The organism is Streptomyces sp. 3N207, from assembly GCF_052246355.1.
Taxonomy (GTDB): domain Bacteria; phylum Actinomycetota; class Actinomycetes; order Streptomycetales; family Streptomycetaceae; genus Streptomyces.
In genome coordinates this window covers 73,732-99,594 of record NZ_JBQQBV010000001.1, presented here as the reverse complement: position 1 = coordinate 99,594, position 25,863 = coordinate 73,732, and the positions used below count along the sequence as shown (strand labels likewise).

Here is a 25,863-nt window from a genome sequence, read left to right as displayed (position 1 = left end):
CTCAGTCCTGCGGGGCGCGGAGGTAGCAGTACGCGTGATGGTCGGCGAACCCGAGCCGCTCGTAGAGGGCTCGCGCCGCCGTGTTGTCCCGCTCCACCTGGAGATAGGCGGCCGAGGCGCCCTCCGCCAGCGCGGTGCGGGCCAGCTCGCCCGTCACCGCCTGCGCGAGCCCCTGCCGGCGTCGTTCGGGTGCGACCTCTATGGCGGCGAACCCGGCCCAGCGGCCGTCCACCACGCACCGCCCGATCGCGACGGGTGATCCGGCCTCGTCCAGCACCGTCGCGAACCACACCGAGGGTCCGCCGGCCAGCACCTTCAGCGCGTCGTCCACGGGCAGGTCGCCGTCGGCGCGGTTGTAGAGCGAGAGCCACCGCTGGCCCGGCGTACGGTGCAGCAGCACTCTCCCGTCCGGCTCCCGGTCGGCCAGCGGGGCGAGCGCGCCGACCTGTATCAGCCCGTGCCGCTCCGCCGTCCAGCCGCGCTCCCGCAGCTGGTCGGCGAGCAGCGCGTGCTCCTCCGCGGTGACCTGCATCCGGGCCGGCAGCCCCCGCTCGGCGTACCAGCCGGTGACCCGCGCCAGCGCCTCGGGCAGCGGCAGCCCGGGGTCGCCCAGCGGCAGCACGGAGTTCGCCCGCGCCGTGAACCCCCCGGCCGCCCGCAGCGTCCACCCGCCCAGCTGCCGGGACTCGACCGGCGGCCAGCCCCTGGCGGCGACGGTGACGAGTTCCGTCACGTCGGCGGCAGGCAGCCCCCGGCGGCGCGCGGGCGTGTGCGGGACCACCTTTCCAGCGACCATCGACGCCTCCTCGATCTCGATCTGCTCACCATCGCGCCGGGTGACCCTGAGCACTCCACCGGTCCACGATGTGAGAATGCCGACCGTGTCCGTGAACCGGCCGTGCCGCTCTCCAGCAGCTGTCAATGACCGAACCGAGACACGTTTGCCCACGTCGGAAGGGGTGATGCGGACCTCCAAGCGTCCGCCCGTGGTGAATTCCACAGTTCTGACCGCCCCTCCTGTTCGTCTTGTGTCCGGGAACGGAGATACTAGGTGTGGGCATCGCCGCCGTCCGAAGCGAAAGAGCGCTCCCGCGCGCCCGCGGCGGAGCCGGGCACCGGCCCGCCAGCCCTAACGAGGAGGAACGACAGCGTGACTTACGTCATCGCGGAGCCTTGTGTCGACCTGAAGGACAAGGCTTGCATCGAGGAGTGCCCGGTCGACTGCATCTACGAGGGCCAGCGGTCCTTGTACATCCACCCGGACGAGTGCGTCGACTGCGGTGCCTGCGAGCCCGTGTGCCCGGTCGAGGCCATCTTCTACGAAGATGACACTCCCGAGGAGTGGAAGGACTACTACAAGGCCAACGTCGAGTTCTTCGACGACCTCGGCTCGCCCGGCGGCGCCAGCAAACTCGGCCTGATCGAGAAGGACCACCCGATCATCGCCGCGCTCCCGCCGCAGGAACACGACGAGTGAGCCACGGGTGACCCCCGACGAGTGAGCCACCGGCCCACGGCCGGTGGCTCCTTCGCAGTCCCGTACGGCGGCCTCAGTGTCCTGCCGTACGGGACTGCGGTGTTTTCCGCGTCGTACCGCCGGCGCGCCGGACTGCCGTACCGCCGGACCGGGCGCCGCCGGCTGCCTGAGAAAGTGAGCACCATGCCCTCCGTCTCCGACCGCCTCCCCACCTTCCCGTGGGACCGGCTCGAGCCGTACAAGACCACCGCCGCCGGGCACCCCGACGGCATCGTCGACCTGTCGGTCGGCACCCCCGTCGACCCGGTCCCGGCGCTGGTCCAGCGTGCGCTGACCGAGGCGGCCGACAGCCCCGGCTACCCCACCGTGTGGGGGACCCGGGCGCTGCGGGACGCGCTCACCGGCTGGTGCGAGCGCCGGCTGGGCGCGGACGGCATCACCGACCGGAACGTGCTGCCTGTCGTCGGCTCGAAGGAGCTGGTGGCCTGGCTGCCGACCCAGCTCGGTCTGGGCCCGGGCGACCGGGTGGCCTTCCCCCGGCTCGCCTACCCCACCTACGAGGTCGGCGCCCGGCTCGCCAGGGCCGACTACGTCGCCTACGACGACCCTCTGGAGCTGGACCCGGCCGGGCTCAAGCTGCTCTGGCTCAACTCGCCCTCCAACCCCACCGGTCAGGTGCTGCCGCCCGAGAAGCTGCGCGCCGTCGTCGCCTGGGCGCGCGAGCACGGCGTGCTGGTCCTCAGCGACGAGTGCTACCTGGAGCTCGGCTGGGAGACCGACCCGGTCTCCGTGCTGCACCCGGACGTGTGCGGCGGCTCCTACGCGGGCCTGGTTGCCGTGCACTCCCTCTCCAAGCGCTCCAACCTCGCCGGGTACCGCGCGGCATTCATCGCGGGGGACAGCGACGTTCTGGGCGAGCTGCTGGGGATCCGCAAGCACGGCGGGATGATGACGCCCGCACCGGTGCAGGCAGCGGCCGTCGCCGCACTCGGCGACGACACCCACGTGGCCGAGCAGCGGGAGCGCTACCGCACGCGGCGCACCGCGCTGCGCGGGGCGCTGGAAGCCGCGGGCTTCCGGATCGAACACAGCGAGGCGTCGCTGTACCTGTGGGCAACGCGGGACGAGTCCTGCTGGGACACCGTCGCCGGCCTCGCCGAGCGGGGCGTTCTTGTCGCGCCGGGCGACTTCTACGGGCCCGCCGGTGCGCGGCACGTCAGGGTCGCGCTGACGGCGACCGATGAGCGCGTCGCCGCCGCAGTGGGCCGGTTGAAGGAGTAGCGCCGGGGGCGTCGCGCCAGCCCTCGAAGAGAGCTCCGCACATGCGAAGGGCCGCCCGGACCATGAGGTCCGGGCGGCCCTGGTGTGTGCCGGGGGTTCAGGGGCGGAGCCCCCGAGCTTCGTCCGGCCGCAGGCAGGCCCTCAACCGAGGGGGAGGCCCCCGAGGTTGGTGGTGGAGGGCAGCTTGGTGTCGGCAGCGGCAGAGGCGGCATCGCCCAGTACGTCACCGGCCTTACCGGCGGCGTTCCCCGCGAGGTGGTGCGCGGCGGGGGCCGCGGTCTTGCCGGCCTTGCCCACGGTCCTGCCGACGGTCGGCACGGCCTGCTTGACGGCGTCGCCGCCGGTCTCGCCGGCGACCGTGGTGGTGTCACGGGCCGTCTTGTCCAGCGTGTTGCCGACGCCCTCGCCGTCCAGGTTGCTGATCCCGCCCACGGGGCTCGCGGGCATTTCCACGGCGCTCGCGGTTCCGGCGGCACCGACGACGGTGGCGGCGCCGGCTGCCGTCAGCAGCGCGGTGCGGGCGATCCGGCGCGTGAGGGGGTTGGACATGGTGCTCCTTTGACGGAGAGGGGTTCTTGGCGTGTCAGCCGGGGTCCCCCGGTCAGACGCAGTGCCTATCGGCCGGAACGGCGGGAAGGTTGCGGGGGAAGAGAGTAAAGGATTGGCAATCCAGGTTTGCCGCGTGAGCCGTCAAACTGGGCATTCCTCGCAGCCGGTTGACCTGTACCGGAGGAGCCGAACCGGCCGCTGCCAGGCACGATTCACCGAGCGCGTTCACCCCTCGCGGCGACCGCCGCGCGAGGGAAGAAACGTCCATCCTGTAGACCGGCTTCCCCCCTCAGGGGGAGGGGGTGGACTAGTGACCGGTGGCCAGCCGCAGCTCGACCGCGCCGGTCCCCGCGCTGCCGGTGCCGCCGCTCTTCGCGTCGTCCGTGCCCGTCTCGCGCCAGCCGTCCCCGGAGCGCTCGGCGCTCCACTCCAGGCCGCCGAAGGAGATCCGCTCGATGTGCAGCCCCGCGGCGTTCGCGACCGCCCAGTGGGCCAGCTCCCACCCCTGGCGCCGGCCGTGCGCGGGCACCGAGACGGTGGGCTCCGCCTCGGCGCGAGCTGCGGTGTGCGCCCGGACATGCGCGGCGGTGCGCATCGGCCCCCGGGCGGTGGTGCGGGCGGCGGCAGGCGCGGCGGGGCGCGTCGCGGTGTGTGCCGCGGTGCCGCGCGCCGGCGGAGCGGTGAGCGTTCCGGTGCCGTCGGCCAGTACGTCCCGGCCGAACTCCCGTACCAGCCGCTTGCGTACGTGCTGCGGGTTGCCGGGCTTTCCCACGTTCTGGGCGCCTGTCGTGCAGGTGAGCGCGGCGGGTTCGCGGCCGGTGAGCGCGCCGGTCAGCAGCGTCGCGTTCATCTCGTGTTTGGCGTACGCCTGCGGGAAGCCGCTGCGCTGCACCCGCTGCGCTGCGACGGTCAGCGGCAGCCTGGAGTAGCCGGGAACCTTCGCCAGGTGGTCGTAGAACCGCCCTGCCGAGTAGACGGGGTCCTGGATCTGCTCGACGTTGCCCCAGCCCTGCGAGGGGCGCTGCTGGAAGAGCCCGACCGAGTCGCGGTCCCCGTGGGCGATGTTGCGCAGCTGCGACTCCTGCATGGCCGTGGCCAGGGCTATGGTCACCGCCCGTTCGGGCAGCCCGCGTTGGGAGGCGACGGCGGCGATGGTCGCGGCGTTGGCGGCCTGTACCGACGTGAGTTCGTAGTCCTCCGAGGCGTCCGCGTCGCGCGTGGTGCCGGACGTGTCGAAGCCTGCGCCCTTGCCGCCGGTGGCGCGTACGGTGCACATCGGGTCGTTCTGGCCCGCCAGTCCACGTATCGCTACGTAGGCGGTGACGGCGAGCAGCACGGCGCAGGCCACGGCGATCCTGGGCAGCCTGCCGCGGTCCCGGGGTGCGGGCGTGCGCTCGGGCATGCGTGGCGAGCGGTCCGGTCGTGAGTGGGGCACGCGCTCAAAGGTAGCGCTGGTGGGGACAGCGCCTTCCGCCCGGGCACACCGCACAGCCCGGGGCGGTCGCCGTAGGCTGTGCCCATGTCTCACAGCGCACTCGACCTGCAACAGGACGCCGCCCGGCTCACCGCGCGGCTGGTGGACTTCCCTTCCGAGAGCGGGAACGAGAAGGCGCTGGCGGACGCTGTCGAGGAGGCCCTCTCCGAGCTGCCTCATCTGACCGTCGACCGGTACGGCAACAACGTGGTGGCCCGCACCCGCCTCGGCCGCACCGAGCGCGTCATTCTCGCGGGCCACATCGACACCGTGCCGATTGCCGAGAACGTGCCCTCCCGGCTGGACGAGGACGGCGTGCTGTGGGGCTGCGGCACCAGCGACATGAAGGCGGGCGTGGCCGTGCAGCTGCGGATCGCGGCGACCGTGCGTGAGCCCAACCGCGATCTGACGTTCGTCTTCTACGACAACGAGGAGGTCGCCGCGCACCTCAACGGCCTCGGCCACGTCGCAGCAGCCCATCCCGACTGGCTGGCGGGCGATTTCGCCGTACTGCTGGAACCCTCCGAGGGACAGGTCGAGGGCGGCTGCCAGGGCACGCTGCGGGTGCTGATGCGGCTCCGCGGCACCCGTTCGCACTCGGCACGCAGCTGGATGGGTGCCAACGCGATCCACGCGGCCGGGCCGGTGCTGGAGCGGCTGGCCGGCTATCAGCCGCGGCGGCCGGTGATCGACGGGTTGGAGTACCGGGAGGGCCTCAACGCTGTCGGGATCGAGGGCGGGGTCGCCGGCAACGTCATCCCGGACCTGTGCACCGTCACCGTCAACTACCGCTACGCGCCCGACCGCAGCGAGCAGCAAGCACTCGACCACGTGCGGGAGGTGTTCGCCGACTGCGGCGTCGAGGAGTTCGAGGTGGACGACAGCTCGCCGGGCGCGCTGCCGGGCCTCTCGCACCCTGCGGCCCGCGCCTTCATCGAGGCGGTGGGCGGCGAGCCGCTGCCCAAGTACGGCTGGACCGACGTCTCCCGGTTCAGCGCGCTGGGGGTGCCTGCCGTCAACTTCGGTCCGGGTGACCCCAACCTCGCTCACAAGAGGGACGAGAGGGTGGAGACCGCGCTGATCACCCGGTGCGAGGAGCGGCTGCGGCGCTGGCTGACCGCCTGATCCACGCGGGCCGGACCGCCTGTTCCGGCTGTCCGCGAGCAGCCGGTCCACCTGCCGGTCAGAGGATCGACAGCTGTCGGCCGCGCGAATTCCCGACGGGCCTCTTCGCCGTCCGCATACCCTGAAGCGGAAAGATCGCAGGCGGAAGGAGTGTCGAGATGACCGACGGACCCGGCAAGGAGCCGAAGGAACAACGGCTGGGCCCTGTCGTGCGCCGCCGCGGCCAGGTGCAGCCAGGGACCACGGACCAGCGGCTGCTGGACACCGCGGGCCCCTCCGACTTCATCCACCAGGACCCCTGGCGGGTGATGCGCATCCAGTCCGAGTTCGTCGAGGGCTTCGGTGCCCTGGCCGAACTGGGCCCCGCCGTCAGCGTTTTCGGCTCTGCCCGCACCCCGGTGGAATCCCCGGAGTACGACAGTGGCGTGCGTATCGGCCGGGCGCTGGCCGATGCGGGCTTCGCCGTCATCACCGGCGGCGGTCCCGGGGCGATGGAGGCGGCCAACAAGGGCGCGCTGGAGGCGGGCGGCACCTCGGTGGGGCTCGGTATCGAGCTCCCCTTCGAGCAGGGCATGAACAAGTACGTCGACATCGGCGTCAACTTCCGCTACTTCTTCGTCCGCAAGACGATGTTCGTGAAGTACGCCAGCGGCTTCGTCGTCCTGCCGGGCGGCCTGGGCACGCTGGACGAGCTGTTCGAGGCGCTGACCCTGGTGCAGACCCAGAAGGTCACCCGCTTCCCGATCGTGCTGTACGGCACGGAGTACTGGAAGGGGCTCATCGACTGGGTGCGCGGCTCCGTCGTCGGCGGCGGCAAGGCGTCCGAGCGGGATCTGGAGCTCTTCCACGTCACCGACGACATCGAGGAGGCCATCGCGCTGGTGACCAAGGAGGTCGGCGGCTAGGGCTTGCCGGGCGCGCCCCGAAGGGGCGCGGGGAACTGCTCCCCCAGCCTCCGGCCGGGAGGTGCCCCCACAAGCCACAACGGGCGTGCAGCCCGCGTCGGACAGGCAGGGGCACCCCCTCACCGGAACAACGGAGGGTGCAAGCTCCCAAAGAGGGCTAGGCCAGTCCGCGGCGGGCCACCGCAGGTGCACGGTGGCCCGCGATGGAGGCCACCATGTCGAGCACCTGCTTGGTCTCGGCCACCTCGTGCACGCGGTAGACCCGTGCCCCCAGCCAGGCGGAGACCGCGGTGGTGGCCAGGGTGCCGGTCAGCCGCTCCTTGACGGGGCGGTCCAGGGTCTCGCCCACGAAGTCCTTGTTGGACAGCGAGACCAGCACCGGCCAGCCCGTCTCCGTCAGCCGGCCCAGCTCCCGCGTCGCCTCCAGCGAGTGCCGGGTGGACTTGCCGAAGTCGTGTCCGGGGTCGATGAGGATGCCGTCCCGGCGCACCCCGAGCTCCACCGCGCGCTCGGCCAGCCCGAGCGTCACCCGCAGGATGTCGTCGACGACCCCGCTGGGTCCCGCCGCGCCCTCCGTATCAGCCGGCGGCTCGTACATCACCCGGTGCGGACGGGTGCGTGGCTCGACGCCGCCCGCGTGGGTGCACACCAGGCCCGCGCCGTACCGTGCGGCGACCTCGGCCAGCCGGGGGTCGACGCCGCCCCAGGCGTCGTTGAGCAGGTCGGCGCCCGCCTCGCACACCGCCTCGCCCACTTCGTGCCGCCAGGTGTCGACGCTGATCACCACCTCCGGCCAGCGCCGCCGTACCTCCGCGACGAAGCCGACCGTACGCCGCGCCTCCTCCTCGGCTGTGACCTCGTCGCCCGGGCCCGCCTTCACCCCGCCTATGTCGATGATGGCGGCGCCCTCGGCCACCGCCTGCTCGACCCGGTCGAGCGCGGGCTCGTCGCGGAAGGTGGCGCCTCGGTCGTAGAAGGAATCCGGCGTCCGGTTCACGATCGCCATGATCACCGGCTCGTGTTCTCCGAACTCGCGCGTACCCAGGCGCAACATCAGCCTTCCTCTTCCTCTCGGCGGTGCCCGCCTGCTGCCCGCACCTGCGTGGCCCGCGCACCGATCCCCGCCGCCGACCATAGCTGTCACCGGGCCGTGGCACGATCAGGGTCGGCCCACATCCGGCAACCACTCGGGAGTCGATCCGTGTTCGTGTTCCTGCTGATCTCGCTTGTCGTGGTCGTCGCCGCGGTGACGCTCGCCGTCGTCGGGAGCGCCGACCGGTCCGGCAGCGGGAGCCACGGCGCGACGGGCGGGCTCTCCGACGTGCCGCCCGACCTGTTGGACGAGCCGCTGCCGCCCGAGCGGCCCGTCACCCACGCGGACGTGGCGGGGCTGCGCCTTGCCGTCGGGGTGCGCGGCTACCGGATGGAGCAGGTCGACGACGTCCTCGACCGGCTCGGCGCCGAGCTCGCCGAGCGCGACGCACGCATCGCCGAGCTGGAGTCCGCGCTGGCCGGTGCCCAGGCCGTCGCAATGGGCCGCGCAACGGGGGCAGGCGTCCAACAGGCAGCGGGTGCGCCCGAAGACGGACCGCAGGACCGCAGCCCGCACGCCGGGGGCCCCTCCTGGCCGGAGTCCGGCGAAGACACGGAGGGGACCACGCGATGACCACCGAACCCGTGACGGCCACCGCCCCCGCAGCGCCCGAAGGCGGGCCACAGCCCGGGCCCGACGGTCGGCTGCGCTGCCCCTGGGGCACGGCACCGGAGGACTACGCGGCCTACCACGACACCGAGTGGGGCCGACCCGTGCACGGTGACGACGCGCTCTACGAGCGGCTGTGCCTGGAGGGCTTCCAGTCCGGTCTGGCCTGGCTGACCATCCTGCGCAAGCGCACGGCCTTCCGTGCCGCCTTCGCGGACTTCCATATCCCCGCCGTCGCGCGGTTCACCGAGGACGACGAACAGCGGCTGCTCGCCGACAGCGGCATCGTCCGCAACCGTGCCAAGATCAGCGCGGCGCTCAACAACGCGCGGGTGGCCGCCGAGTGGGGGCCGGGCGAGCTGGACCGCCTGGTGTGGTCGTACGCCCCCGACCCGGCAGCGCGGCGGGCTCCCCGTACGACGGCGGAGGTACCCGGCAGCACCCCCGAGTCCACAGCGCTGGCCAAGGAGCTCAAGAAGCGCGGCTTCCGCTTCGTCGGTCCGACCACCGCGTACGCGCTGATGCAGGCGTGCGGTCTGGTCAACGACCACCTGGCGGAGTGCTGGTGCCGTTAGCCGACATCCTCAGCGGCCTGTGAAGCGCGGTTGCTCTTTCTTCACGAACGCCTCCACCGCGATGCGGTGGTCGGCGGAGGCCCCCAGCCGCACCTGGAGCTCGGACTCCTTGGCGAGCGTCTCGGCGAGTGAGTGCGAGGCTCCGAACGCGAGGGACTCCTTGAGTGCCGCGTAGGCCGCGGTCGGCCCCTGGGCGAGCTTGCGGGCGACGGCCTCGGCCTCGGCGGCGAGCTCCGCGGCCGGCACCACACGGTTGGCCAGCCCCAGCTCCAGCGCCTCGTCGGCCTTGACGCTGCGCGGGAAGAGCAGCAGATCCGCGGCCCGCCCCGGGCCCACCAGCCGCGGCAGGCTCCAGGAGACGCCGGAGTCCGCGGTCAGCGCGACCCCGGCGAAGGAGGTGTTGAACGCCGCGGTGTCCGCCACGACCCGGTAGTCGCAGGCGAACGCGAAGCCGGCGCCCGCCCCGGCCGCCACCCCGTTGACGCCCGCCACCACCGGCTTGGGCATCCCCGCGAGCGCCAGCGTGATCGGGTTGTAGTGCTCCTCGACCGTGTTGAGGGCGTCCCCGCCGCTCTGTTCCAGGGAGCTGGTGTGCTCCTTGAGGTCCTGGCCCACACAGAAGGCCCGGCCGCTGCCGGTGAGCAGCACAGCGCGTACCCCGTCGTCGGCGGCGGCCCGCCGGAGGGTGTCGCGCAGGGCGACCTTGATCTCGTCGTTGAGGGCGTTCATCGCGTCGGGGCGGTTGAGGGTGACCGTCGCGAGTCCCTCGTTCACTTCGTAGCGCACGGTGTCGGACATGCGCTCAGCATGACCTAGATCATCGAGCCCGGACAGGGCACACACCCGCTTCCCGGACCCGGTGGATGTGACCTGCGTCAAACCGCGGGGCACCGGCGAGAGGGCGGAAGATGGGCAGTACCGCAGGCTGATCGCCACATTGGGTGGTTTTGTGTGCGGTCGAGGAAGAAGAGATGTGGACCGATGTTGGTCATCGGGTCCCGCCATGCGGGATAATGGCCGAGAAGCAATGTGTTCGATGCCGGTGAAACTGTGCCCGCTTACGGGACCCCCGGCGCGATCGGCTGGTTTCAGGAAGGGGAACGAGCATGGCGGCCATGAAGCCGCGGACGGGCGACGGCCCGCTCGAGGTGACCAAAGAGGGGCGGGGCATCGTCATGCGCGTTCCGCTCGAAGGCGGTGGGCGACTCGTCGTCGAGCTGACACCGGATGAGGCGACGGCGCTTGGCGAGGAACTGAAGAAGGTCTGCGGCTGAGCAGTCACAGACCGCCGCCCCGGGAGGTACGCGCAGCGCGTATCTCCCGGGGCGGTGTCGTCTCCCGGCACAGGGGTGGTCAGCCGCCGAGAGTGACGGTGGATGAGCACAGTGCAACTGCTCTGTCACTCACCGCGTTTGACTGCACACAGCAGACCGTCACCGACGGGCAGCAGCGAGGGCACCAGCACCTTGCTCTCCCGCACCGTGCGCAACAGCTCACGCAGCCGCAGTACTTCGGGGGAGTGCGCTGACGCCTCGCCCGTGCGCCCCTCGGCGAAGACCCCCGCGAAGCAGATGAGTCCGCCGTCGCGCAGCAGCCGCAACGATTCGGCGAGATAGTCCAGGCACTCCGTCCGGTCGCCGTCGCAGAAGACCAGGTCGTATCCGCCGTCCGCGAGCCGGGGCAGCACATCCAGGGCCCGGCCGGGGATGAAGCGCACCCTGTTGCCCCCGTTGCCCACGAACCCGGCGGCACGGAACGCCTCGCGGGCGAACTGCTGGCGCTCCGGTTCGATGTCGACCGTCGTGAGCACCCCGTCGGGCCGCATCCCGTGCAGCAGGTGCAGCCCGGAGACCCCGGTTCCGGTGCCGATCTCCGCGACCGCCTTGGCCGCGACGGCCGCAGCCAGCAGCCGCAGCGCCGCTCCGGTGGCAGGGGAGACCGTGCGCAGCCCGGCTTCCTGGGCCCGGTCGCGGGCCCAGTGCAGTGCTTCGCTCTCGGCGTTCTCGACCAGCTCGGCGCCGTACGCGTCGGCGAACCCCCAGCTCGTCTGCCGGTTGCCGGTAATGGCCCTCTCCTGTCCCCGTCCTCCACGCAATCGTGACTGTATCCGTTGGCCCGGGAACCTGCTGATGGGACTGGGCGTTGAGAAAGCAGGGACCGCGGAAAGGCGGTCGGCAAAGCCGGGCAAATTTTCTTATCCGGAGCTAACGGGAGATGTGGCTATGGTAGGGGCTCCAGTGGACACCACCAGAGCCGACAGGGGAGGTGCGGCTGCGAGCCGAGACCGCGGCGTCTTCTCGAGATTCCGCAGGTCGACGGGACAGCCGAAATCCGTGACCGACACCGCTGACCAGTCCCGCACCGCCGACTCCGCGACCACGGCGACTTTCGCGACCGATGCGGACGCGCAGGCGTGGACCCCTCCCTCCTGGGAGGAGATCGTCAGCACCCACAGTGCCCGGGTCTACCGGCTCGCCTACCGCCTGACCGGTAACCAGCACGACGCGGAGGATCTCACCCAGGAGGTCTTCGTCCGCGTCTTCCGGTCGCTGTCGACCTACACGCCAGGCACCTTCGAGGGCTGGCTGCACCGCATCACCACAAACCTCTTCCTGGACATGGTCCGGCGCAAGCAGCGCATCCGTTTCGACGCGCTCGCCGACGACGCCGCCGAGCGGCTCCCCAGCCGAGAGCCCACCCCGCAGCAGCACTTCAACGACACCCACTTCGACGCGGACGTCCAGCAGGCCCTGGACACCCTCGCGCCCGAGTTCCGCGCCGCCGTGGTGCTCTGCGACATCGAAGGGCTGTCGTACGAGGAGATCGCCGCGACCCTCGGCGTGAAGCTGGGCACCGTCCGTAGCCGTATCCACCGTGGCCGTTCCCATCTGCGTAAGGCACTCCAGCACCGCTCGCCCGCCGCCAGGGCCGAGCAGCAGCGCACCCTGAGCGCGGTGGTGCCGACGGCCCGGATGGGCGAGGTGAGCGCCGGGTGACCTCCGCCGAACACCACCTCGGTGACCGGCTCGCCGCCCTAGTCGACGGCGAGCTGGGGCACGACGCCCGCGAGCGGGTCCTCGCGCACCTGGCGACCTGCCAGGGCTGCAAGGCCGAGGCCGATGCGCAGCGACGGCTCAAGAACGTCTTCGCGGACACGGCCCCGCCCCCGCCCTCCGCCGGGCTCCTCGCCCGGCTTCAAGGGCTGCCCGCGGACGGTGAGTTGCGCGCGGGCCGCATCGACGACACCGGCCGCGGCCCCGGCACACCGGGGGGCTCCTCGGACGGGAAATCGGACGGGGAAGCAGCAGCGGGCAGCGCGTTCACCGCGACCACGCTGCCCGGCGGCTCCCCGTGGACGTTCGACTACCTCCCGGCCGGCCGGGGCGGCGGGCGCAGCCCGCTCACCCCGCAGCGCGGCTTCCGGATACATGAGATCCCGGGGCCGGACCGCACCGAGCGGGCCGCCGAACGGGCCGCGGACCGTGCCGAACGGGAGCGCTCCGCCTCCCGTGGGCGCCGCTTCGCCTTCGCAGCGGCGGGCGCGTTCTCGCTCGCGGCCCTGGCCCTCGGCGGCACCCTGGCGTCCGGTGCGGCGAGCAGTTCCGCCGGAGGGAGCACCGACAACCCGTCCGCCAACTCGGTGCGCAGCGCCTCCGGTTCCGGTGCCTCCCGGGATGCCAGACGCCGCGGCGGCGACCACCGCGGGGGAGCACTGAGCACCCGCGCTGCGGACTCCGGCCCGACCTTCGCACCCGTCGCCTCCCACGGCGTCGCTGCCCCCACCACGCGGCTGACCGCGCCGGTGAGCCTGTTGCAGCGCTCGGGGTCCTCACCGCTCTCGCTGCTCAAGCCGTCGCGGGTCTCACCTGCCACCAACAGCTCCGGCTGGTACGGGAACAGCGGCGCTGCGGGGACCATGAGCTCCCTGCGCGGGTCGGCGTCCCTGCTGCCCGGGGCCCCACAGGAACCGTCTGCAGAGGTACGGCTCGCCATGGGGGGCACGCGGCCCGACCCCATGGTGCTGCGGTCCTTCCCCGGCCGGGCTCCGGCGACGGGCTCGCCGCTCTCCGCTTCGGCTGCCGGGACGGGCCCGGCGGGTCGCTGACGCGGTACCACGTTGACGCCCGCTGTGCGGTGCGCCGCGTTCCTGGTTGAATCCTCTCGACAATCCCGTCGCCCAGCCGGAGGCAGACCTTCCGGGCCATCCCCGGACCGGACCGGGCGGTACTTCGGCCGAAGGCCGAAGGCGCCGGCTGGGGGCGGGTGAGCAGTGCGGGTGACCAGCTGGAGAGGGCATGGACGAGCCGAAAGCCACCAGGCAGGAGCCGAAGTGGTGGAGCCGCCCACGCTGGACCCCGGGCAGGCGCCCGGAGCCCGAGGCCGAGCCCTCCCGGACGGTCACCGAACCCACCCCCGCGCGGGACGCCTCCGCACCGGGGGCACCGGCCGCGCAGGCCACCTCCGCTGCACCGGCGGCCGAGGAGACCGCGGCGCCCGTGTCCGGGCCCGTACCCGTACCGTCCGCCCGGCCGGAGCCGCTGCACGGTGTGGACCCGTACTCCACACCCCCGTACGGGGGACCGGGCCCATGGGCGCCCGCACCGCCCGTCCAGCGGCCGACGGTGACCCCGCCGCACGGTGTGGCCCTGGCGCCCGGCACCGCGGCGGCACCGCCGACGGTCACTCCGCCGCACGGCGTGCCCCTGTCGCCCGGCGGCACCGCGGCGCCACCGACGGTGACCCCGCCGCACGGCGTCGCCCTGGCGCCCGGCACCACAGGGCCACTCGACACCGCGGCGCCGCCACCCGGCGCCACGACGCCGCCCTACGGGGTGCCCACCGGCGCTCCCGGGCTCGGCCCGGCCTCGGCCCAACGGTCGGGCGCACAGCAGCCCCACACGGCGTCGGCTGCCCCCGAGCCGCAGCCGACTCTGCCGACTCAGCCGGTTCCGCAGCTCGCCGTGCCGTCGCCTCAGCCGGCCCTCCAGCCCTCTCCCGGCCGTCCGCGCCGAAGGTCCCGTATCGCGATCGGGGCCCTGGTGCTGGCGCTGGTGGCGGGTGGCGTGGGCGGGCTCATCGGGGCGTACGTGGAGCGGAACGGCAATGTGAGCGATGTGAAGCTGCCCCAGACCGCCGCGGGCCCGGCGGGCGAGGGCGGTGAACGGCCCAAGGGCAGCATTGCCGGGATCGCCCGGCAGACCCTGCCCGGCGTCGTCACACTGCACGCGCGCGGCGGCGGTGCCGAGGCGACCGGCACCGGTTTCGTACTGGACCGGCGCGGCCACATCCTCACCAACAACCACGTCGTGGAGTCCGCCAAGGGCAGCGACGGAGTGCGGGTCACCTTCAACGGCGGCCAGACCGCGACCGGCGAGGTCATCGGCAGCGACAGCGGCTACGACCTGGCTGTCGTCAAGGTCTCCGGCGTCTCCGGGCTCACCCCGCTGCCGCTGGGCAATTCCGACGCGGTCCGCGTCGGTGACCCCGTCATCGCGTTCGGTGCACCCTTCGACCTGGACGGCACCGTCACCACCGGCATCGTCAGCGCAACGGAGCGGCCCATCACCGCGGGCAGCCGGGAGCCGGGCAGCGAGCTGAGCTATGTGGACGCGCTGCAGACGGACGCCCCGATAAACCCCGGCAATTCAGGCGGTCCGCTGGTGGACAGCCGGGGCCGGGTCGTCGGGGTGAACAGCGCGATCAAGGGCGCGGGCAGCGACTCGGGGCTGCCCGACGGAGAGGTCGGCGAGGGCGGCAGCGTCGGCCTGGGGTTCGCCATCCCGGTCAACCAGGCCCGCCGGGTGGCCGAGGAGCTGATCAACGACGGCCGGGCCACCCATCCGGTGATCGGCGTCTCCCTCGATACGGAGTACGAGGGAGAGGGCGCGCGGATCGGCGGTGCGGGCGGCCATGGCGGGGCGGTCGTACGCGGCGGACCGGCGCACAAGGCGGGGCTGAAGGCGGGCGATGTGATCACGAAGGTCGGCGACAAGCTGGTGACCAGCGGTGAGGAACTGATCGTCCGCATCCGCAGCCACCGTCCCGGCGAGAAGCTGGAGCTGACCGTCCGGCGCGGCGGGCCCGACGGCGCGCAGCGGACGGTGCGCCTGACGCTCGGCTCCGCCACGGGTTGACCGGCGGGACACAGGGCGGGCTCCCGCTTGCGGGCCGTGGGCGGGTACCGTGACATCTGGCTGCAGGAGCCGTGGACGGAGTGAGGGAGCTGCGCGGTGTTCTTCGATATAGGACCACTGGAGCTGGTCGCACTCATCGTGCTCGCGGTGCTGGTGTTCGGCCCCGAGAAGCTCCCCAAGGTGATCCAGGACGTCGCCGGTTTCATCCGCAAGGTGCGTCAGTTCTCCGACAGCGCGAAGGAGGACATCAGAAGTGAGCTGGGACCGGAGTTCAAGGACTTCGAGTTCGAGGACCTGAACCCGAAGACGTTCGCGCGTAAGCATCTGCTGGACAACGACGACCTGGGCATCAAGGAGATCAGCAACAGCTTCGACCTGCGCAAGGATCTGGCCGAAGTCACCGAAGCGGTCAACGGCAGCGACAGCGGCAGCAACGGCGCCGGCCGGAACGGCGGCTCAGGCAAGGTCGACACGGCCAAGAAGAGCGTGCAGGGCGCGGGTCAGCAGGCCGCTGACCTCACCAAGCACACCTCCGACGGGGTGAACGGCCGACCGGTGCAAGGGGACGTGCTGCGCAAGAGTGACCCGCCGCCGTTCGACGCGGACGCGACCTGAGCCTCGACTGATGCCTCATCAGGCCACGATCGCGTCACCTCGGCGTTCGCACCACTTGGGACATCTACGGCGTTTGCCGTCCATCTCGCCACCCGTACCGCGTCCTGATCCACCGGGCATGACCGACACGGCGGACCGGTGTGGCTATCCTCCCAGTGTCGGGGGTCGCCGTCCGAGGAGCTCGGCTGCCCAGGCAACAGGGCAATGAGGAGGCGTCGCACAGATGGAGACGACGAGTCGGCTAGCCGGTGAATCCGGGCCCGCCGCGCAGGGGGTACCAAACGCGCGGCGGGCGGTGGACGACTATCTGATGGCTGCCTTTCCGTGGTACGGCCTGGACACGGCCTTCACCGGGCCACGCTGGCTGATGCAGGTCGGTACAGCGGCCGACGGCACCGTCGAGCACGGCTCGACCGGCCATGGCGAGGAGCCCTCCCTCCGCGCCGAAACCACCCCTGAGGACCAGAGCTTCGCCGTCGTCGTGACCCTCGCCAGCCGCCCGGTGCGGCGCAGCGCCGACGGCACCGGGACGCTGGAGGCCACCTCCGTGTCCACCGCCGCCTGGCTGGCGGGCTCGGGGCTGCTCTCGTGCAGCTTCCCGATGGAGATGGACCGCAGCCTGCGCCAGGACTGGCTCGACCAGCAGACCGGCGTCGCCTGGGAGCTTGCGGACGATCTGGACGGCTCCGGCTGGAGCACGCTCTCGCTGCCGGTGGACGGCGTCCCCACCGACTTCCACTACCGGGAGTCCGAGTACGGCTGGGTACTCGCCGGTTCGGCCCAGGAGGGCGTCCACCTGGGGGCCTACGGGCGCGGGATGAGCGCGTACGGCCTCGGCTTCGCCGTGGTGAAGGACATCACCGCGTACGAAAAGAGCTGAGCACTCCGCCCCGGTCTCACGGACAAGCGCGCGGCCCCCGTACGGAGTCTTCCGTACGGGGGCCGCGCGCTGTGCGGGACGCCGGCGAGGCGCGTTGTCCGGCCGGCCGTCAGAACTTGTTGCTCGGGGTGAGGCCCAGTGACATGCCCGACAGTCCGCGCTGGCGGGAGCTGAGCTTGTCGGCGACCGTGCGCAGCGCCTTGCCGGCGGGGGAGTCCGGATCGCTGAGGACCACGGGCTTGCCCTCGTCGCCGCCCTCGCGCAGCCGGATGTCGATCGGGATGCCGCCCAGCACCGGCACCTCCGCGCCGGTGGTGCGGGTCAGGCCCTCGGCGACCTGCTTGCCGCCGCCGGTGCCGAAGACGTCGACCATCTCGTCGCAGTGCGGGCACGGCATGCCGGACATGTTCTCGATCACGCCGACGATCTTCTGGTGGGTCTGCACCGCGATGGAGCCCGCGCGCTCGGCGACCTCGGCCGCCGCCTGCTGCGGGGTCGTCACCACCAGGATCTCCGCATTCGGGACCAGCTGGGCGACCGAGATGGCGATGTCCCCGGTGCCGGGCGGCAGGTCCAGCAGCAGCACGTCCAGATCGCCCCAGTAGACGTCGGCGAGGAACTGCTGGAGCGCACGGTGCAGCATGGGCCCGCGCCAGACCACGGGGGCGTTGCCCGGGGTGAACATGCCGATCGAGATGACCTTCACGCCGTGTGCGGAGGGCGGCATGATCATGTCCTCGACCTGGGTGGGCCGGCCGTCCGTGCCCAGCATCCGCGGGACGGAGTGGCCGTAGATGTCGGCGTCCACCACGCCGACCTTGAGGCCGTCGTCAGCCAGCGCCGCGGCCAGGTTCACGGTCACCGAGGACTTGCCGACGCCGCCCTTGCCGGAGGCCACGCAGTAGACGCGGGTCAGCGAGCCGGGCTGGGCGAAGGGGATCTCGCGCTCGGCCTTGCCGCCGCGCAGGGACGCGGCCAGCTCCCGGCGCTGCTCGTCGCTCATCACGTCCAGCTCGACGCCGACCGAGGTGACACCGGGCACCCGCTGCACGGCCTCGGTCACGTTCGCGGTGATGGTCTCGCGCAGCGGACAGCCGGAGACCGTCAGATAGACCCCGACGTCGACCGCGCCGTCGGGCGCGATCTCGATGGATTTGACCATCCCCAGGTCGGTGATCGGCCGGTGGATCTCCGGGTCGTTCACCGTGGCGAGTGCCGCACGCACCGCGTCTTCGGTGGGGGTGGATTCCTGGGTCTCGGTAGCCATGACTCAAATGGTACGGCCCAGTAGCTGGGCTCTCCTAAGCGAACGGTCAGCGGTCTTGGTCACTCTCCCGGGCTCCCGCGGGCTCGCGGTCGGTGTGCTCCAGTTCCTTGAGCAGTTCGGCCAGCTCCGAGCGGATCCAGTCGCGGGTGGCGACCTCGCCCAGCCCCATCCGCAGCGCGGCGATCTCGCGGCTGAGGAACTCGGTGTCGGCGATGCTGCGCTCGTTCTGTTTGCGGTCCTGCTCCAGATTGACCCGGTCCCGGTCGTCCTGACGGTTCTGCGCCAGCAGGATGAGCGGAGCCGCGTAGGAAGCCTGGAGGGAGAGGGCCAGGGTCAGGAAGATGAACGGGTACTCGTCGAACTTCCAACCGGCCGGAGCGACGATGTTCCAGCCCATCCAGACGATGATCACGATCGTCATCCACAGCAGGAAGCGGCCCGTGCCCAAGAAGCGCGCGATCCGCTCCGAGGCCCGCCCGAACGTGTCCGGGTCGTAGGTGGGCAGCAGCGTACGCCGGGGCGTACGCGGTAGATCCAGCCGCGGTCCCTCCCGCTCAGCCATCGCCGCTCCCTCGTGCCTGCTGCTCCGTGTGCTCCTCGCGTTCCTCGTGCCGGCCGGGCGCGAAGCCGGGCAGCCCGCCCACGGCCGCCGCCTCCCGCCAGTCCTCCGGCAGCAGGTCGTCCAGCACGTCGTCGACCGTGACGGCGCCCAGCAGATGGCCGCCCTCGTCCACCACGGGCGCCGAGACGATGTTGTAGGCCGCCATATAGCTCGTCAGCGCGGGCACCGAGGCCGTGGGCGGCAGCGGCCGCAGATCGGCGTCCACAAGGGCACTCACGAGCGCGAACGGCGGTTCCCTCAGCAGGCGTTGGAAGTGCACGATGCCCAGGTACTTGCCGGTCGGCGTCTCGTCCGGCGGTCGGCATACGTAGACCTGGGAGGCCAGCGGCGCTGACAGGTCCTCGTTGCGCACCCGGGCCAGCGCCTCCGCGACGCTGGCGTCCGGGCGCAGCACGATCGGCTCGGGCGTCATCAGGCTGCCTGCCGTGCCCTCCTCATAACTGAGCAGCCGCCGCACCGGTGCTGCCTCCTGCGGCTGCATCAGGTCCAGCAGGCGCTCCTTGTCGGCCTCCGGCAGCTCGCCGAGCAGGTCGGCGGCGTCGTCGGGGTCCATGGCCTCCAGGACGAGTGCGGCGCGCTCGTCGGCGAGCTTGCCGATGATCTCCACCTGGTCGTCGTCCGGCAGCTCTTCCAGCACGTCGGCGAGCCGGTCGTCGTGCAGCGCGGCGGCCACCTCGGCCCGGCGCTTCGCGGAGAGGTGGTGCAGTACGTTGGCCAGGTCCGCGGGGCGCAGCTGTTCGAAGGTGGCCAGCAGATTGGCGGTGCCCTGCTCGGGCTCCTCCAGATCGAAGCCGGTCACCGCGTCCCACTCCACGGTGAGCGTCTCACCGCGCCTGCCGCGCAGCCCGCCGCCCTTGCGCCCCTTGCGGACGAACAGCCGGTCGATCTCCCAGTCGCGGCGGGCGGGCAGCCGCTGGAGGCCGACATCGAGGACGGTCACCTCTTCGCCGGTCTCCCGGAGGGTCACCTGGCGGTCCAGCAGCTCGCCGAGGACCAGCCGTTCGTTGGGGCGCCGCTCGAACCGCCGGATGTTGAGCACCCCCGTGGTGATGACCTGGCCGGACTCCACGCCCGTCACCCGGGTCATGGGCAGGAAGACCCGGCGTCTGCTGACGACCTCCACCACCAGCCCCAGGACGCTGGGCAGCCGCCGCCGGACACCCAGCAGGGCGACCACGTCGCGGACCCTGCCGAGCTGGTCGCCGTTGGGGTCGAAGACGGGGACACCGGCCAGGTGGGAGACGAAGACCCGGGGAGCGCTCGCTGCCATGAGCTGCCTGCCCTCCTCGGCCGCGCCGACCGTTCGCTGCCACGTCGAGATCCGTCGAGATCTTTACGGCTTTACATCACTCTTGCCCATATATGCCGGTTTCAGGCTAGCGTGACCGGGGCCACAGCCGTCGCAGCCGGTGCTCCGGACGGCTGCCTTCCGGGGAGCCGCGTCCGTCCGGGTAGGGTGCCCTCTGCCGTCGCCGACCACAGGAGGAACGCCTCGTGACTGGACGCGCCCGCGCACCCCGGAGTGCAGCGCTGCTCGCTCTCGTCTGCGTCGGAGCGAGTACGGCACTGAGCGGGTGCGGAGGAGGGGGCGAGGACCCGGACGAGGGCACCAACGGGGTCGGCAAGCTCTCGGCGACGAAGATCGAACGGAAGGCGAAAACGGCGGCCGAGCGCGCCAAGGCCGTACGGGTCTCCGGCAACGTCGTCAGCAAGGGGCAGACCTACCGCCTCAAGATGCGGCTGACCAGCAACGGCGGCGTCGGCGAGGTCTCCGCCGAGGGCGGCTCCACCTTCCAGCTGCTGCGCACGGGCCGGGACCTCTTCCTCAAGGCCGGCACCGGCTTCTGGGCCCGGCAGGAAGGCGGCAAGAAGCCCGGCAAGAGCGACATCGCCGCGGCGGGCAAGCTCAAGGGCAAGTACGTCAAGGTCCCCGAACAGGACCCGGCGTACAAGCAGTTGAGCGTCTTCACCGACATGAGCACCCTCCTGGACGGGCTGCTGACCATGGAGGGCAAGCGCGAGACGGGGGAGCGCTCGACGGTGGCCGGCACCAGAACGATCCGGGTCACGGCCGGCAAGGGCCGCGGCGGCACCGTGGACGTCTCGCTGGAGGGGACCCCGTACCCGCTGCGGCTGCGTCGCGCCGGGGGCGCGGGGACGGTGCAGCTGAGCGACTGGAACGACGGCTTCGCGCTGCACGCGCCCAAGAAGGACGAGACCGTCGACTACGGCAAGAAGATCTCACCCGAGCAGCACGGCGGCTGACCGGCCCGGGGTCAGCCGCGGGCGCGGTTCTTCCGGCGGCGGAACAGCAGCCGCGGCAGCCCCGCGGGCTGGGACCGACGGGTGGTGACGGGGGTGGCCGGTGGCGGCGCGGCCTGCGAGCCGTGCGGCATCGCACCGGGCCGCTCCAGCGCTTCGCCCTCCGGCTCCAGCCGCAGCACCCGGCTCTCGCGGGCCCAGCGCTCGGTCATGGTGTCGGCGTCCGGCGCGTTGAGCCGCTTGCCCTTGAGCTCACCGACGGCCGCCTCCCACTCCTCGCCGTGCGGGGGGAGTTCCCGTACCCGTGCCGGCCAGACGACGAGCCGGGCGCCCTTGTCCTTGCCGCGCACGCTGACGGTGGCGCTGCCGCCGTCCGTCAGGCCCAGGCCGGCGAGCGGCTGTTCGAGCGAGCCGTCGCCGACCAGGCACACCGCTCCCTCGTGCCATACGTGCCACAGGCCGCGTGCCGGACCCTGGGGACCGCGCACCCAGACGAGTCCGGACTTCTTGGCCGTCTCCTCGATCAGCGCGCGGTCCAGATGGCTGTCGGTCGGCTGCGGTGTCACGCTCATAGCCGCAGGCTACAGCCAGCCGTTGCGCTTGAAGCCCCGGTGGATGCCGTAACAGATGGCGAGGATCAGCAGCAGCACCATCGGGTAGCCGTACTTCCAGCGCAGCTCCGGCATGTAGTCGAAGTTCATGCCGTAGATCCCGGCGATCATCGTCGGCACCGCGAAGATGGCGGCCCAGGCGGTGATCTTGCGCATGTCCTCGTTCTGCGCGACCGTCGCCTGGGCGAGGTTCGCCTGGAGGATCGAGTTGAGCAGGTCGTCGAAGCCCAGCACCTGCTCGTTGACGCGGGTCAGGTGGTCGGCCACGTCGCGGAAGTACTTCTGGATGTCCGGGTCGATCAGCCGTACCGGCCGCTCGCTCAGCGTCTGCAGCGGCCGCATCAGCGGGGAGACGGCGCGCTTGAACTCCAGCACCTCGCGCTTGAGCTGGTAGATCCGGCTGGCGTCACCGCCGCGCTTGCCGCTGCCCGAGCGGTCGGAGAAGACCTCGATCTCGACCTCGTCGATGTCGTCCTGCACCGCGTCGGCCACCGCCATATAGCCGTCCACGGTCTGGTCGGCGATGGCGTGCAGCACGGCAGAGGGGCCCTTGCTCAGCAGCTCGGGGTCGTCCTCCAGCCGGTGCCGCAACGCCCGCAGGGAGCCCTGGCCGCCGTGCCGGACGGTGATGACGTAGTCCCGGCCGGTGAAGCACATCACCTCGCCGGTCTCCACCACCTCGCTGGTGGAGGTCAGTTCGGCGTGCTCGACGTAGTGGATCGTCTTGAAGACGGTGAACAGGCTCTCGTCGTACCGCTCCAACTTCGGGCGCTGGTGCGCGTGCACCGCGTCCTCGACGGCCAGCGGGTGCAGACCGTACTCCTGTGCGATGTCGGAGAACTCCTCCTCGGTCGGCTCGTGCAGACCGATCCAGACGAACCCGTTCCGGCTCTGGCCCTCCGGCGAGCGCACCTTGCGCAGCGCCTGGGCCGGGGTGAGGTGTTCGGGGGCCCGGCGGCCGTCCAGATAGACGCCGCAGTCCACGACGGCGCTGCTGGTGCCCGCCGCACTGACGCGCTCGTATCCGGCGCCGTATCCCGAACGGTTGTCCCTGCGCAGGGCCGGGCGCACTGCGGCGCGCAGCTCTCGGATCATCGACATGAGGCCCCTCCAACGGTGCCGTGCCATGCCGCCGTGACATCGGCCGAGGCGTCGTGCTGCCCGGAACGGGGGCCTACGGGCCACCACCCGGAGGTCCGCAAAGCGGGCACCACACGCACGCTGTGACGACGGCGGTTGCTGACAGACGGAACAATGCGAAACTGCGAAACGCGGACGCTCTTCCGCCGTGCGCACCCCGGTGGGAACCGGTTCTCGGTCCTGGGGGAGAGTGCGCCCCTGGCCGCTGGGAGATCAGGTCTGAAAGAAGATCAGGGTCTGAGTGGCGCGGTCATTGCCGGGCAGGAAGAGCGGCTGGTACTGCACGGTCGACTCGGATCCATGTCAGTCCCACCTCCTCCGGCCGGGCCCCTGTGGGGGACGATGTGTACACGCCTTGACCGGCAGCCAACGGTAGCACTGCAAAAACGGTCCCCGTGCCCGTCGCGCCCGATCCTGGCAGCCCTTTGCCGCCTCCTTACCTACCGGAGCTGCTCCGAAGCCGCACCGAAGCGCGGTCGAACCGCGCTCTATGCTCGCCGGATGAACGACGTCCTGACTCTGGTCGACTCCCGGCTGCGCTGGGCCTTCGGCGAGCCCGACGCCCGTGCCTCGGTCACCTTTCTGGGTACGGAGCGCATCGAGGTGCTGCGGTTTCCGGACGCCGAGGCGGGCACTGTGCGATATGCCACCCTCGGTATGTCGGCCGCACCGATGACCGACCCGGCCCAGGCGCTGGCCGATCCCGAGGTGGGGCCGCGCGCCGAACTGCTGCTGACCGTACGGGCCGGAGTCGCCGATACGGACAAGGTGCTGCGACCGCTGGCTGTACTGGCGGCGTCGCCGCAGGTCGAGGGCGTCGTCGTCGCCCCGGGCGCCTCCCTGGACACCGGCGAACCGCTGTGGCCCGGAGCGCCCTTCACCTCCGTACTGGTCGCCGAACCCGGCGGCCTGGTCGAGGACTTGGCCCTGGATGGGCCCCGTGACCCCGTCCGCTTCCTGCAGCTGCTGCCCATGACGCCGACGGAGGCCGCGTGGAAGCGAGTCCATGGCGCGGACGCGCTCCACGAACGGTGGCTCCGCCACGAGACAGACCTCCGCGATCCGCTGCGCGGGGCTGTGCCGCTGGGGGAGTGACCCCTGCTTTCCGGCGGCGGCAGACGGTGCGGCAGACGGTTCAGGCTGCGGCCTCGGCGGGTACGGGGAGCAATTCCTCGGCCTCCGTTGTCAGAGCCCTGCGCCGGGCAGCCACGATGCCGGCGCCCACCAGCGCGGCAAGGGCTGCGACCAGGAACGGGGCATGGATGTTCGCCCACCCTTCGATCTTCGGCGCCAGAAAGGGCGCCGCGGCGGCGGCGAACCAGCGTACGAAGTTGTATCCGGCACTGGCGACGGGCCGGGGCGTGTCCGACACCCCGAGCGCCAGCTCGGTGTACACGGTGTTGCTGACCCCGATGAAGGCCCCCGAGACCACGGTGCAGACGATGGCCACGGCGTGGTTGCCGTACCCCAGCACCAGCAGGTCGACGGCCATGAGCACCAGCGAGGCCCCCAGCACCCGCAGCGAACCGAAGCGCTGCTGGAGACGCGGCGCGATCAGTACGGAGAAGACCGCCAGCAGCACGCCCCAGGCGAAGAACACAGCGCCGGAGCGGTAGGGCGACATGTTGAGCACGAACGGCGTGAACGCCAGCACCGTGAAGAAGGCGTAGTTGTAGAAGAACGCCGAGACGGCCGCCGTGGCGAGCCCGCCGTGGCCGAGCGCCTTGACCGGGTCGAGCAGCGAGGTCTTCCGCGCGGGCTTGGGCTGTTCCTTGAGGAATGCGGCGATGGCGAGGAAACCGATCGCCATGAGTGCGGCCGTACCGAAGAACGGGAAGCGCCAGCTGGCATCGCCGAGCACGGCTCCCAGCAGCGGCCCGCAGGCCATGCCGAGGCCCAGCGCGGACTCGTACAGCAGAACGGCCGCGCTGCTCCCTCCCGCCGCCGCGCCGACGATCACCGCGAGCGCGGTGGAGACGAAGAGGGCGTTGCCCAGGCCCCAGCCCGCGCGGAAGCCGACCAGTTCGCCGACGGAGTGCGAGGTGCCGGAGAGCCCGGCGAAGATCACCACGAGCGCCAGCCCGAGCAGCAGCGTCTTGCGGCCGCCGATCCGGCTGGAGACGAAGCCGGTGACCAGCATCGCCACGGCGGTGATCAGGAAGTACGAGGTGAACAGGAGGGAGACCTCGCTGGGGGTCGCCTCCAGGCCCTTCGCGATGGAGGGGAGGATCGGATCGACCAGGCCGATGCCCATGAAGGCGACGACGGACGCGCCTGCCGTGGCCCATACGGCCTTCGGCTGACGGAGAAGACTGCCACCGCCTTCGTCGAACGGATCACCACTCATGCCTGCCGCTCCTTATGTTTCTCGCCTGAAGAAATGATTGGTGTGTACACACGCTAAATTAGGCAGACTAACTAGTGCAAGCTACAGCTATATGATCAGCAGGTCATCGCCTCGTTCTCCGGGTCCCTTACGCACGGTGCTGCCAAGGCCCCAGGTCCGGGTGGGTGATCGTCCTTGACGGGAGGGCGGCCCGGTAGGACCGTTAGGGCCCATGAGGGGCGAACCCAGTTGCCCGAAGTGCGGTGGCCGGGTCAGGGCGCCCGGTCTCTTCGCCGACACCTGGCAGTGCGGCGTCCACGGCGCCGTGCACCCGCTCCAGCCGGTCCTCCCGCCCAGCGTCGAAGCGCTCGCCGTCGTGGTGGGGCGCACACAGGTGCCCGTATGGATGCCCTGGCCGCTGCCCGTGGGGTGGCTGTTCACCGGCGTCGCCTGCGCGGGCGACGACAGGAGCGGTGGCCGGGCCACCGCCGTCGCCTGCTCGGGCCCCGCACCGCTCGGCGGTCCCGGTGAACTGCTGCTGATCGCCGAGGAACTGGGCGTCGGCCTCGGCGCGCGCTACGCCGGTATCGACGGCCTGGACCCCGGGCCCGGCATCTGTGCGGGCAAGCCGCCGCAGACCAAGGTCCATGCCGCGGGCCACCCCACCCCGCTCTGGCACGTCAGCGGCTCGCCCGAGGACCGCGCCGTCTTCGCGGGCGAGGCGTGCGGGCTGTGGCTGTGGGCCATCGTCTGGCCCCAGGAATCCGGACTGCTGCTCTACGACGAACTCGTGCTGACCGATCTGCGGGACGCGGGAGCCGAGGTGGAACTGGTGCCCTGCGGAGCACTCTCCCCCCGCCTGATCTCCTGAACGGTCCTGTCGCCCCCTCTTTCTCCTGGTCGGAAGGGGGTGCCGGT

General features: G+C 71.6%; 27 protein-coding genes. 15 read left to right on the top strand and 12 right to left on the bottom strand.

Going from position 1 to position 25,863, the window contains the following annotated elements; all coding sequences use genetic code 11:
• Position 1: 1 nt before the first annotated feature.
• Positions 2–1,000: a GNAT family N-acetyltransferase gene (locus tag ACTWP9_RS00455; RefSeq protein ID WP_443243886.1), complete on the bottom strand. Its 999-nt coding sequence runs from the start codon at positions 998–1,000 to the stop codon at positions 2–4.
• A 150-nt stretch (positions 1,001–1,150) separates the two neighbouring features.
• Here ACTWP9_RS00455 and fdxA point away from each other — a divergent pair, with 150 nt between their 5' ends.
• A complete protein-coding gene (gene fdxA, locus ACTWP9_RS00450) occupies positions 1,151–1,477 on the top strand; it encodes a ferredoxin (RefSeq protein ID WP_209265805.1) in 327 nt (108 codons plus the stop codon).
• Positions 1,478–1,660: 183 nt separating this feature from the next.
• Complete coding sequence (gene dapC / locus ACTWP9_RS00445; protein ID WP_443243885.1) at positions 1,661–2,758, top strand: succinyldiaminopimelate transaminase; 1,098 nt, start codon at positions 1,661–1,663, stop codon at positions 2,756–2,758.
• Positions 2,759–2,899: 141 nt separating this feature from the next.
• Here the strand turns inward: dapC and ACTWP9_RS00440 are convergent, their stop codons facing one another.
• Both ACTWP9_RS00440 and ACTWP9_RS00435 read right to left on the bottom strand, forming a co-directional pair.
• Complete coding sequence (locus ACTWP9_RS00440) at positions 2,900–3,307, bottom strand: ATP-binding protein (RefSeq protein ID WP_443243884.1); 408 nt, start codon at positions 3,305–3,307, stop codon at positions 2,900–2,902.
• A 307-nt stretch (positions 3,308–3,614) separates the two neighbouring features.
• Positions 3,615–4,709, bottom strand: coding sequence for a heavy metal transporter (locus tag ACTWP9_RS00435; RefSeq protein WP_443244365.1), 1,095 nt, complete (start codon positions 4,707–4,709; stop codon positions 3,615–3,617).
• 117 nt (positions 4,710–4,826) lie between these two features.
• Between ACTWP9_RS00435 and dapE the strand changes: the two genes are divergently transcribed.
• Both dapE and ACTWP9_RS00425 read left to right on the top strand, forming a co-directional pair.
• Positions 4,827–5,906, top strand: coding sequence for a succinyl-diaminopimelate desuccinylase (gene dapE, locus ACTWP9_RS00430; protein WP_443243883.1), 1,080 nt, complete (start codon positions 4,827–4,829; stop codon positions 5,904–5,906).
• Between the two features lie 158 nt (positions 5,907–6,064).
• A complete protein-coding gene (locus ACTWP9_RS00425; protein WP_443243882.1) occupies positions 6,065–6,811 on the top strand; it encodes a TIGR00730 family Rossman fold protein in 747 nt (248 codons plus the stop codon).
• A 157-nt stretch (positions 6,812–6,968) separates the two neighbouring features.
• On the opposite strand, the gene folP is transcribed toward ACTWP9_RS00425, so the two are convergent.
• Complete coding sequence (gene folP / locus ACTWP9_RS00420; RefSeq protein ID WP_443243881.1) at positions 6,969–7,865, bottom strand: dihydropteroate synthase; 897 nt, start codon at positions 7,863–7,865, stop codon at positions 6,969–6,971.
• 147 nt (positions 7,866–8,012) lie between these two features.
• On the opposite strand from folP, the gene ACTWP9_RS00415 reads away from it, so the two are divergent.
• Positions 8,013–8,477: a DivIVA domain-containing protein gene (locus tag ACTWP9_RS00415; protein WP_443243880.1), complete on the top strand. Its 465-nt coding sequence runs from the start codon at positions 8,013–8,015 to the stop codon at positions 8,475–8,477.
• Positions 8,474–9,088: a DNA-3-methyladenine glycosylase I gene (locus tag ACTWP9_RS00410; protein ID WP_443243879.1), complete on the top strand. Its 615-nt coding sequence runs from the start codon at positions 8,474–8,476 to the stop codon at positions 9,086–9,088. Before ACTWP9_RS00415 ends, ACTWP9_RS00410 begins: the two co-directional genes overlap by 4 nt.
• A gap of 9 nt (positions 9,089–9,097) precedes the next feature.
• Here the strand turns inward: ACTWP9_RS00410 and ACTWP9_RS00405 are convergent, their stop codons facing one another.
• Entirely contained in the window at positions 9,098–9,886 is a 789-nt protein-coding gene (locus ACTWP9_RS00405) for an enoyl-CoA hydratase/isomerase family protein (protein ID WP_443243878.1), read from the bottom strand.
• Positions 9,887–10,194: 308 nt separating this feature from the next.
• Between ACTWP9_RS00405 and ACTWP9_RS00400 the strand changes: the two genes are divergently transcribed.
• Positions 10,195–10,362: a DUF3117 domain-containing protein gene (locus ACTWP9_RS00400; RefSeq protein WP_016469583.1), complete on the top strand. Its 168-nt coding sequence runs from the start codon at positions 10,195–10,197 to the stop codon at positions 10,360–10,362.
• Positions 10,363–10,487: 125 nt separating this feature from the next.
• Here the strand turns inward: ACTWP9_RS00400 and ACTWP9_RS00395 are convergent, their stop codons facing one another.
• Positions 10,488–11,183: an O-methyltransferase gene (locus ACTWP9_RS00395; protein WP_443243877.1), complete on the bottom strand. Its 696-nt coding sequence runs from the start codon at positions 11,181–11,183 to the stop codon at positions 10,488–10,490.
• A 127-nt stretch (positions 11,184–11,310) separates the two neighbouring features.
• Here ACTWP9_RS00395 and sigE point away from each other — a divergent pair, with 127 nt between their 5' ends.
• From sigE to ACTWP9_RS00370, 5 genes are all read left to right on the top strand, one after another.
• Positions 11,311–12,084, top strand: a complete 774-nt coding sequence (gene sigE, locus ACTWP9_RS00390) for an RNA polymerase sigma factor SigE (RefSeq protein WP_443243876.1) — start codon at positions 11,311–11,313, stop codon at positions 12,082–12,084.
• Positions 12,081–13,193, top strand: a complete 1,113-nt coding sequence (locus tag ACTWP9_RS00385) for an anti-sigma factor family protein (protein ID WP_443243875.1) — start codon at positions 12,081–12,083, stop codon at positions 13,191–13,193. The genes sigE and ACTWP9_RS00385 overlap by 4 nt, the downstream gene beginning before the upstream one ends.
• Before the next feature lie 190 nt (positions 13,194–13,383).
• Entirely contained in the window at positions 13,384–15,222 is a 1,839-nt protein-coding gene (locus tag ACTWP9_RS00380; RefSeq protein WP_443243874.1) for a trypsin-like peptidase domain-containing protein, read from the top strand.
• A 96-nt stretch (positions 15,223–15,318) separates the two neighbouring features.
• The gene (locus tag ACTWP9_RS00375; protein WP_443243873.1) at positions 15,319–15,837 is read left to right on the top strand and encodes a sec-independent translocase; all 519 of its coding nucleotides are present in this window, start codon (positions 15,319–15,321) and stop codon (positions 15,835–15,837) included.
• Positions 15,838–16,060: 223 nt separating this feature from the next.
• The gene (locus ACTWP9_RS00370; protein WP_443243872.1) at positions 16,061–16,717 is read left to right on the top strand and encodes a hypothetical protein; all 657 of its coding nucleotides are present in this window, start codon (positions 16,061–16,063) and stop codon (positions 16,715–16,717) included.
• Positions 16,718–16,826: 109 nt separating this feature from the next.
• Here ACTWP9_RS00370 and ACTWP9_RS00365 read toward each other — a convergent pair whose 3' ends face one another.
• From ACTWP9_RS00365 to ACTWP9_RS00355, 3 genes are read right to left on the bottom strand one after another with little or no spacing between them, the layout of a single operon-like run.
• Complete coding sequence (locus ACTWP9_RS00365; protein ID WP_443243871.1) at positions 16,827–17,984, bottom strand: Mrp/NBP35 family ATP-binding protein; 1,158 nt, start codon at positions 17,982–17,984, stop codon at positions 16,827–16,829.
• A 46-nt stretch (positions 17,985–18,030) separates the two neighbouring features.
• Positions 18,031–18,546, bottom strand: a complete 516-nt coding sequence (locus tag ACTWP9_RS00360) for a DUF1003 domain-containing protein (protein WP_443243870.1) — start codon at positions 18,544–18,546, stop codon at positions 18,031–18,033.
• Positions 18,539–19,876, bottom strand: coding sequence for a magnesium transporter MgtE N-terminal domain-containing protein (locus tag ACTWP9_RS00355; protein ID WP_443243869.1), 1,338 nt, complete (start codon positions 19,874–19,876; stop codon positions 18,539–18,541). The genes ACTWP9_RS00360 and ACTWP9_RS00355 overlap by 8 nt, the downstream gene beginning before the upstream one ends.
• 224 nt (positions 19,877–20,100) lie before the next feature.
• Between ACTWP9_RS00355 and ACTWP9_RS00350 the strand changes: the two genes are divergently transcribed.
• Positions 20,101–20,871: a hypothetical protein gene (locus ACTWP9_RS00350; protein ID WP_443243868.1), complete on the top strand. Its 771-nt coding sequence runs from the start codon at positions 20,101–20,103 to the stop codon at positions 20,869–20,871.
• An 11-nt stretch (positions 20,872–20,882) separates the two neighbouring features.
• Here ACTWP9_RS00350 and ACTWP9_RS00345 read toward each other — a convergent pair whose 3' ends face one another.
• Together ACTWP9_RS00345 and corA are read right to left on the bottom strand one after the other, a co-directional pair.
• Positions 20,883–21,440 (bottom strand): hypothetical protein, encoded by a 558-nt coding sequence (locus ACTWP9_RS00345; RefSeq protein WP_443243867.1) that lies wholly within the window; start codon positions 21,438–21,440, stop codon positions 20,883–20,885.
• A 9-nt stretch (positions 21,441–21,449) separates the two neighbouring features.
• A complete protein-coding gene (gene corA / locus ACTWP9_RS00340; protein ID WP_443243866.1) occupies positions 21,450–22,580 on the bottom strand; it encodes a magnesium/cobalt transporter CorA in 1,131 nt (376 codons plus the stop codon).
• Between the two features lie 540 nt (positions 22,581–23,120).
• Between corA and ACTWP9_RS00335 the strand changes: the two genes are divergently transcribed.
• On the top strand, positions 23,121–23,714 hold the full coding sequence (locus ACTWP9_RS00335; RefSeq protein ID WP_443243865.1) for a suppressor of fused domain protein: 594 nt from the start codon (positions 23,121–23,123) through the stop codon (positions 23,712–23,714).
• A gap of 40 nt (positions 23,715–23,754) precedes the next feature.
• Here ACTWP9_RS00335 and ACTWP9_RS00330 read toward each other — a convergent pair whose 3' ends face one another.
• Positions 23,755–24,966 carry an MFS transporter gene (locus ACTWP9_RS00330; protein WP_443243864.1) on the bottom strand — a complete coding sequence of 404 codons (1,212 nt, stop codon included), beginning with the start codon at positions 24,964–24,966 and terminating at the stop codon, positions 23,755–23,757.
• Positions 24,967–25,177: 211 nt separating this feature from the next.
• Between ACTWP9_RS00330 and ACTWP9_RS00325 the strand changes: the two genes are divergently transcribed.
• Positions 25,178–25,816 carry a DUF6758 family protein gene (locus ACTWP9_RS00325; protein ID WP_443243863.1) on the top strand — a complete coding sequence of 213 codons (639 nt, stop codon included), beginning with the start codon at positions 25,178–25,180 and terminating at the stop codon, positions 25,814–25,816.
• Positions 25,817–25,863 lie beyond the last annotated feature (47 nt).

Coding starts and splice junctions, on each gene's coding strand:
- ACTWP9_RS00330 (WP_443243864.1), bottom strand. CDS start 24,966: ATGAGTGGTGATCCGTTCGACGAAGGCGGTGGCAGTCTTCTCCGTCAG.
- sigE (WP_443243876.1), top strand. CDS start 11,311: ATGGTAGGGGCTCCAGTGGACACCACCAGAGCCGACAGGGGAGGTGCG.
- corA (WP_443243866.1), bottom strand. CDS start 22,580: ATGTCGATGATCCGAGAGCTGCGCGCCGCAGTGCGCCCGGCCCTGCGC.
- ACTWP9_RS00425 (WP_443243882.1), top strand. CDS start 6,065: ATGACCGACGGACCCGGCAAGGAGCCGAAGGAACAACGGCTGGGCCCT.
- dapE (WP_443243883.1), top strand. CDS start 4,827: ATGTCTCACAGCGCACTCGACCTGCAACAGGACGCCGCCCGGCTCACC.
- ACTWP9_RS00355 (WP_443243869.1), bottom strand. CDS start 19,876: ATGGCAGCGAGCGCTCCCCGGGTCTTCGTCTCCCACCTGGCCGGTGTC.
- ACTWP9_RS00360 (WP_443243870.1), bottom strand. CDS start 18,546: ATGGCTGAGCGGGAGGGACCGCGGCTGGATCTACCGCGTACGCCCCGG.
- ACTWP9_RS00370 (WP_443243872.1), top strand. CDS start 16,061: ATGGAGACGACGAGTCGGCTAGCCGGTGAATCCGGGCCCGCCGCGCAG.
- ACTWP9_RS00435 (WP_443244365.1), bottom strand. CDS start 4,709: ATGCCCGAGCGCACGCCCGCACCCCGGGACCGCGGCAGGCTGCCCAGG.
- ACTWP9_RS00380 (WP_443243874.1), top strand. CDS start 13,384: ATGGACGAGCCGAAAGCCACCAGGCAGGAGCCGAAGTGGTGGAGCCGC.
- ACTWP9_RS00365 (WP_443243871.1), bottom strand. CDS start 17,984: ATGGCTACCGAGACCCAGGAATCCACCCCCACCGAAGACGCGGTGCGT.
- dapC (WP_443243885.1), top strand. CDS start 1,661: ATGCCCTCCGTCTCCGACCGCCTCCCCACCTTCCCGTGGGACCGGCTC.
- ACTWP9_RS00400 (WP_016469583.1), top strand. CDS start 10,195: ATGGCGGCCATGAAGCCGCGGACGGGCGACGGCCCGCTCGAGGTGACC.
- ACTWP9_RS00440 (WP_443243884.1), bottom strand. CDS start 3,307: ATGTCCAACCCCCTCACGCGCCGGATCGCCCGCACCGCGCTGCTGACG.
- folP (WP_443243881.1), bottom strand. CDS start 7,865: ATGTTGCGCCTGGGTACGCGCGAGTTCGGAGAACACGAGCCGGTGATC.
- ACTWP9_RS00335 (WP_443243865.1), top strand. CDS start 23,121: ATGAACGACGTCCTGACTCTGGTCGACTCCCGGCTGCGCTGGGCCTTC.
- ACTWP9_RS00410 (WP_443243879.1), top strand. CDS start 8,474: ATGACCACCGAACCCGTGACGGCCACCGCCCCCGCAGCGCCCGAAGGC.
- ACTWP9_RS00345 (WP_443243867.1), bottom strand. CDS start 21,440: ATGAGCGTGACACCGCAGCCGACCGACAGCCATCTGGACCGCGCGCTG.
- ACTWP9_RS00325 (WP_443243863.1), top strand. CDS start 25,178: ATGAGGGGCGAACCCAGTTGCCCGAAGTGCGGTGGCCGGGTCAGGGCG.
- ACTWP9_RS00405 (WP_443243878.1), bottom strand. CDS start 9,886: ATGTCCGACACCGTGCGCTACGAAGTGAACGAGGGACTCGCGACGGTC.